At 35.0% G+C, this 5,167-nt stretch carries 6 protein-coding genes; 3 read left to right on the top strand and 3 right to left on the bottom strand.

The features are described 5' to 3' along the window. Positions 1-125 precede the first annotated feature (125 nt). Both ACQKII_RS24560 and ACQKII_RS24555 read right to left on the bottom strand, forming a co-directional pair. Positions 126-461 carry a hypothetical protein gene (locus ACQKII_RS24560; RefSeq protein WP_427463047.1) on the bottom strand — a complete coding sequence of 112 codons (336 nt, stop codon included), beginning with the start codon at positions 459-461 and terminating at the stop codon, positions 126-128. Positions 462-993: 532 nt separating this feature from the next. Next, a complete protein-coding gene (locus tag ACQKII_RS24555) occupies positions 994-1,176 on the bottom strand; it encodes a tyrosine-type recombinase/integrase (protein ID WP_427463046.1) in 183 nt (60 codons plus the stop codon). Positions 1,177-1,390: 214 nt separating this feature from the next. Here ACQKII_RS24555 and ACQKII_RS24550 point away from each other — a divergent pair, with 214 nt between their 5' ends. The 3 genes from ACQKII_RS24550 (at position 1,391) to ACQKII_RS24540 (ending at position 4,483) form a co-directional block, all read left to right on the top strand. Next, positions 1,391-2,749, top strand: a complete 1,359-nt coding sequence (locus tag ACQKII_RS24550; RefSeq protein ID WP_427463045.1) for a lytic polysaccharide monooxygenase — start codon at positions 1,391-1,393, stop codon at positions 2,747-2,749. 832 nt (positions 2,750-3,581) lie between these two features. Beyond that, complete coding sequence (locus ACQKII_RS24545; protein WP_427463044.1) at positions 3,582-3,923, top strand: ATPase; 342 nt, start codon at positions 3,582-3,584, stop codon at positions 3,921-3,923. 368 nt (positions 3,924-4,291) lie between these two features. Next, entirely contained in the window at positions 4,292-4,483 is a 192-nt protein-coding gene (locus ACQKII_RS24540; protein ID WP_427463043.1) for a hypothetical protein, read from the top strand. 278 nt (positions 4,484-4,761) lie between these two features. Here ACQKII_RS24540 and ACQKII_RS24535 read toward each other — a convergent pair whose 3' ends face one another. Further along, positions 4,762-5,031, bottom strand: coding sequence for a hypothetical protein (locus tag ACQKII_RS24535; RefSeq protein ID WP_427463042.1), 270 nt, complete (start codon positions 5,029-5,031; stop codon positions 4,762-4,764). Between the last annotated feature and the right edge of the window lie 136 nt (positions 5,032-5,167).

Raw genomic sequence — 5,167 nt, 5'->3', positions numbered from 1 at the left:
TCTTCGATATAACCCTTCAGTTCCGAAAGGAACTGTCTAGCCTTTACCTGAGTAATGTGACCATTCTCAATTTAAACTAGAAACATTTCGCACAATTAACCTGCCCCGTTAGTGGATACCAAAATCTACCCGACATATTGAAGAATTAACGAATACAATGCTATGGAAAGTCCTAAAATACTCGCTTTCATTTTAGATGGATGATTTCTTTCACTACGAAACAAGTAAAAGAAGACTACTATAAATCCCAAGGGAATCCATAGCTGAAAGACACCTTCTTTTGTTCCGAGAGAAAAAATTGGAGCAATGTAAGTGCTAATTAGAAAGTACAAGAAAATCGTAAAACGTCTTGTTTCTAATTGCTTGCTCCACCTTACTAAAAAGAAAATAATAATTATTGCGATAATCGTAATGTGTAAAGGGGGTAGAACAATAGCAACGTCCCCAAATTCGAATTCCATTCTGCATAGCCCTCCTTTTTTATAGTGTATCACCATTTATCGTAAAAATTTGTATTTTTCATATGAAGTCATATCTTCCTTCGTAACTTCCCTAACCTGCTCCGTTAGCCATCCATCAAGCGAAAAAATTAGCACTTCACCACAGAATACGAAAGATAATAAAGTTCTTTCATGGGAGTTGAATAAACAACAATCTTTTAGAAAACAGCCATAAGGAAAAACGCTTCCATCTGGATACTAATGGATATAAACACTTTTGTCCATGCATTCACCACATTAACATATCTTATACTCTGTTAATATCCATGAACATGAGTAAACCCATTCATACCAATACTTTGCTTCCCCTTCAACTATTGAGCTTTACAGTGTCTTATAATGTAAATGTCTTTAGTGTGTGAAAGTGTCATGAAATAATTGAATGACTTATGTTGCCGTAAATGAGCAAAATAAAAAACACCCCAATTCTTCGAGATGTTTAGTATAGTAATTTCTTATATGCTGCATCTATTGCTTCTTGGTTTATACCTATTTACTTCCTAGTAATGTACTCTGTACTATGATTAAATATACCCTGTAATAGTGCAATATCATTTGTTTCTTGATACAAATGATAGCCAAACGTCTTCCTTAGCGTATGTGTACCTATTTCATCTAAACCGCATGCATGTGCAGCTTCCCGTCGACAAATATAACTTGAACATTTTATGAACATTTTATTAAAATCTATACTCTTTTAAAGAGTAAATAACCGAGTGATAAGATTTTTACTACATTTAGAATCTTTTATCAACCTCTTTCGCAAGAAAACATATTCATTTAATAGAACTATTACCATATTAATGCATAGTTTGCTTAATTTTAAATCCATAGCTATCATACTAGTTGTAAGTATTTTCATACAACAAAAAAGTAAGGAGACTAGTTATATGAACACTAAATTCAAAAAATTAAGTAAAAGTAAAAAGGGAATAACTGCTGCCATATTAGCAGCTGGAATCATGGGGATTTCAATGGCACCAAATGCATCTGCCCATGGGTTTGTTGAGAAACCAGCTAGCCGTGCCGCTTTATGTAGCCAAAGTTATGGCGGGCTTAACTTGAGTTGTGGAAACATTATGTATCAGCCACAGAGCTTAGAGGCACCAAAAGGATTTCCACAAGGTGGACCAGTTGATGGAAAAATTGCATCTGCAGGAGGTCTGTTTGGTGGCATTCTCGATCAGCAAACTACAAATCGCTGGTTTAAGAATACGATTACAGGGGGATCAAATACCTTTACATGGAAGTACACTGCGTCGCATTTCACAAGCAAATGGCACTATTATATTACAAAAAAGGGATGGGATCCTAATAAACCATTAACTCGTGCTGATCTTGAGCCAATTGGAACTGTTGAACATAACGGTACTGATGCAACAAATAATCTAACGCATACAATTAACGTACCAACTGATCGTAGTGGCTACCACGTTATTTTAGCTGTTTGGGATGTATCGAATACTTCAAATGCTTTCTATAATGTCATTGATGTTAATTTGGTGAATAATGGGGATACAGATAAAGAAGCTCCAACTCAGCCAAATGGATTACATGCAACAAAAGTTACTTCTAACAGTGCTGAGCTAAAATGGAATTCTTCTACAGACAATGTGGGTGTAAAAGAATATCAAGTATTACGTGATGGTAAAGCAATTGGCACTGTACCGGGAACTACATTCACAGATAAAAATTTAAAAGCGGATACAACATATACATATACAATAAAGGCAGTGGATGCAGCTGGAAATGTTTCTAAAGAAAGCGCGTCTACAGTTGTAGAGACAATGAAAGCAGTTCCAGATACGGAAGCACCAACGCAACCAACTACACTGCACACGATGGCAGTAACATCATCAAGTGTAGATTTAATGTGGAGTGCATCAGAGGATAATGTAGCAGTTGACCATTATGTTATCTATCGAGAAACACCAGTAGGACAAATGACTGCAGTTGGAACATCAAAAACTACATCTTTTATGGACATGAATTTACAAGCCAATACAACTTATAAGTACGCAGTCACTGCTGTTGATGCAGCTGGTAATGAATCTATTAAAAGTTCTGTTTTAACTGTGACTACAAAAGAGCAAGGGGCGTCTTATGAGCAATGGAGTTCATATAAGGCGTACACAAAAGGTGATAAAGTAGAGCACCAAGGTAAAATATATGAAGCTGTTCAAAGCTATCAAGGATATGGAGATCCAAATTGGATATCTGCATTATCTTTATGGAAAGAAATTAAATAAAAATAGAGTCCTAAAAATCCTAAAAAACCTTGCTTATTGCAAGATTTCAGACTATCGACAAAAGGCATTGAGAAGTTCACTCTCAATGCCTTTTGTCATTTTTTTTGTTCATCAAAGGCATTCTCCTACCAAAGAGAACATACTCTTCGTGCAATATTCTTCTCCTTCCTTAATTCTAGTGTTTATTCGTTATCGAATAATCTTAATTCAGGCAAGAAGGCAGTAATTCCGTACGGTTTCTTACGTTAACTATTAAAAGCCCAGGCTCAAAATTAATTTGAGTACCTGGACTTTTTTGGGTTGGTTACCCTATGACAAGATTACATTGCTAGAATACTACATCGTTCTGAACAAAAACTGAACAAAGTTCTTCTCCATTTTCTCCACAGATTTTTTAACAGTTTGAATAGTTCTCTTGATTCGCTGATACTGTTGGTTGGCTTGTAATTCTTGATACCTTGTTTTGATTTTTTCAGTAATCCTGTTACTTAAAAATAAAAAGTGTATTCCTTTTTCTCAATATTTAGAAATCATTACAATTATCAGAAGATATCTTCCGACACTAACATTGCCAGACAGCCATTGAGCTATCGTTAGCTACCTAAATAGCTCTCGCCGTATTAGGTGTTTCTACTACGGTATTCTGTCTTGGGATATAGGTTCACCTTTGTTTACAGATTTTCTTTTGATAAATTTTCTAGTAATCAATCCACACATTTCTTTTATTTATAGAAACATGATTAATAAGACTAGAGAATGTAACAGAATACTGCATATTATGAAATGTAATCTGCAGATTATAATTCTTTAATTTTGAGGAGGTGAATATTACATGCCTTTAACTACTGGTCCAATTGAAAATTCAGGAAATCTACCAGCTAATGCCTCTAGCGTTCGTATCAAAGTTCTCAATCTCACTGGAGGTCTACTAACTGGAGTAGTCCGAGTTTTTAAACTTAACGGTACAAGACAATTACTATCAACAACTGCTTTTGCAGCAAATGCTAATGCTTCTACTTTTGTAACTCCAGGTGTAGGAGGTGCGTTTCAATATGAAGTTGAAATTGCTCCAAATCAAACTGGCGGATTATATAGCGTTTACGGGCGAACAGCATCAGGTGTTATCATTGATGCCCAACGGTTTGTGAACTCAGAATTAACACAGATTCTTTAATTTTATAAACAGATTTTAACTGTTAAAGTCGTGAAAGCCTTATACTCAGTTATAAGGCTTTTCATTTTCATCCATTTACCTCCAACTCGTCTCCCCTACTGCACGATATCTTTTAAATATTGACTTAGCCAACCTGCGCAAATTACTAATCTGTTCAAGCTCTTTCCCAATACTTTTCAACTGCCGATATACCCTCTGCATTTTTTAATAGAATCATAGGCTTTTTCAGACATCCTTTGCAATGAAAGGTTTGTGTTGGGGTCGTCACACAACAGAAATGGATTATTATATTCATCAAAACTTATTATTTACTTTATTATCCGCTTCCAATAAAATGTGAATATATACATATAAAAGGAGTAATTAACATGAATCCGTGGTTACAGACCATTCTGGGGGTAGTCATAATATTTGGCTTCAGTTTAACATTGAATCAATTGATGGAACCTGGTATTTTAAGCAATTTATTCAAAGGCTTAGTTATTTCAATTGTAATACTTGTGAATAATTTCAATTACAATAAAAATACCGAACACAAAATACACCAAGACAGCCATTAAGTTTCTTGGTCATACCAAAAAATTCATAATCTATTTGTGCATTAAGCTTCAATCTTTCTCCCACAATATTCAATATTGGTACGCATTGTCTTTAAGGAGCTGGTAGCCAATAGGTATTCATGAGTAGATCGTAGCCCATTCTGACACCTTTAACTTTGGCGGCGGTGCTTCTAACTAGCAATCTTTTGAAACAGCGTTTGCTTTTGCGTCATCTTCGACTACCTCCGCAACCTATTTTCTACTATTCCAACTTGTTCAACTTAGAGGAGAATAATGAATTAATTATTATTTTTAGTCAAGGTATATATAGATACGCATAGAAAACTTAGTCCAACCAAAAACATAATCCCACCTAAAGTAATATCGACCAGAATAGATCCATTTTGCATTAATAATGCTTCATCCGAATTTACACTTCCCCCCATTGACTGTATATACGAAAAAGTAGAATCTTTAGCATTCTCAATACAATTTGTAATTTTAATAAAACCAAACAAAGTTAGAATGACTGAAACTATTAATGTTGAAAAATGTTTATACTTATTCATACTTCCCCCCTCATGTATCAACTTACGCAAGTGCCTTATTAATACAGATAGGTAAGCCTTTGAAGTTATCGCTGGCTTTTCCCCCTGTTCACACCGTACGTGCGACTTTCACCGCATACGGCGTTCCAACTAATCC

This window comes from Lysinibacillus sp. NPDC048646 (assembly GCF_050272295.1).
Lineage (GTDB): Bacteria > Bacillota > Bacilli > Bacillales_A > Planococcaceae > Lysinibacillus.
Note: the sequence above shows the minus strand (reverse complement) of the source record. Positions and strands in the feature narration are given on the sequence as shown.

Excerpts from the sequence above, each read along its gene's own strand:
- ACQKII_RS24560 (WP_427463047.1), bottom strand. The coding sequence starts at position 461 with ATGGAATTCGAATTTGGGGACGTTGCTATTGTTCTACCCCCTTTACAC.
- ACQKII_RS24555 (WP_427463046.1), bottom strand. The coding sequence starts at position 1,176 with ATGTTCATAAAATGTTCAAGTTATATTTGTCGACGGGAAGCTGCACAT.
- ACQKII_RS24550 (WP_427463045.1), top strand. The coding sequence starts at position 1,391 with ATGAACACTAAATTCAAAAAATTAAGTAAAAGTAAAAAGGGAATAACT.
- ACQKII_RS24545 (WP_427463044.1), top strand. The coding sequence starts at position 3,582 with ATGCCTTTAACTACTGGTCCAATTGAAAATTCAGGAAATCTACCAGCT.
- ACQKII_RS24540 (WP_427463043.1), top strand. The coding sequence starts at position 4,292 with ATGAATCCGTGGTTACAGACCATTCTGGGGGTAGTCATAATATTTGGC.
- ACQKII_RS24535 (WP_427463042.1), bottom strand. The coding sequence starts at position 5,031 with ATGAATAAGTATAAACATTTTTCAACATTAATAGTTTCAGTCATTCTA.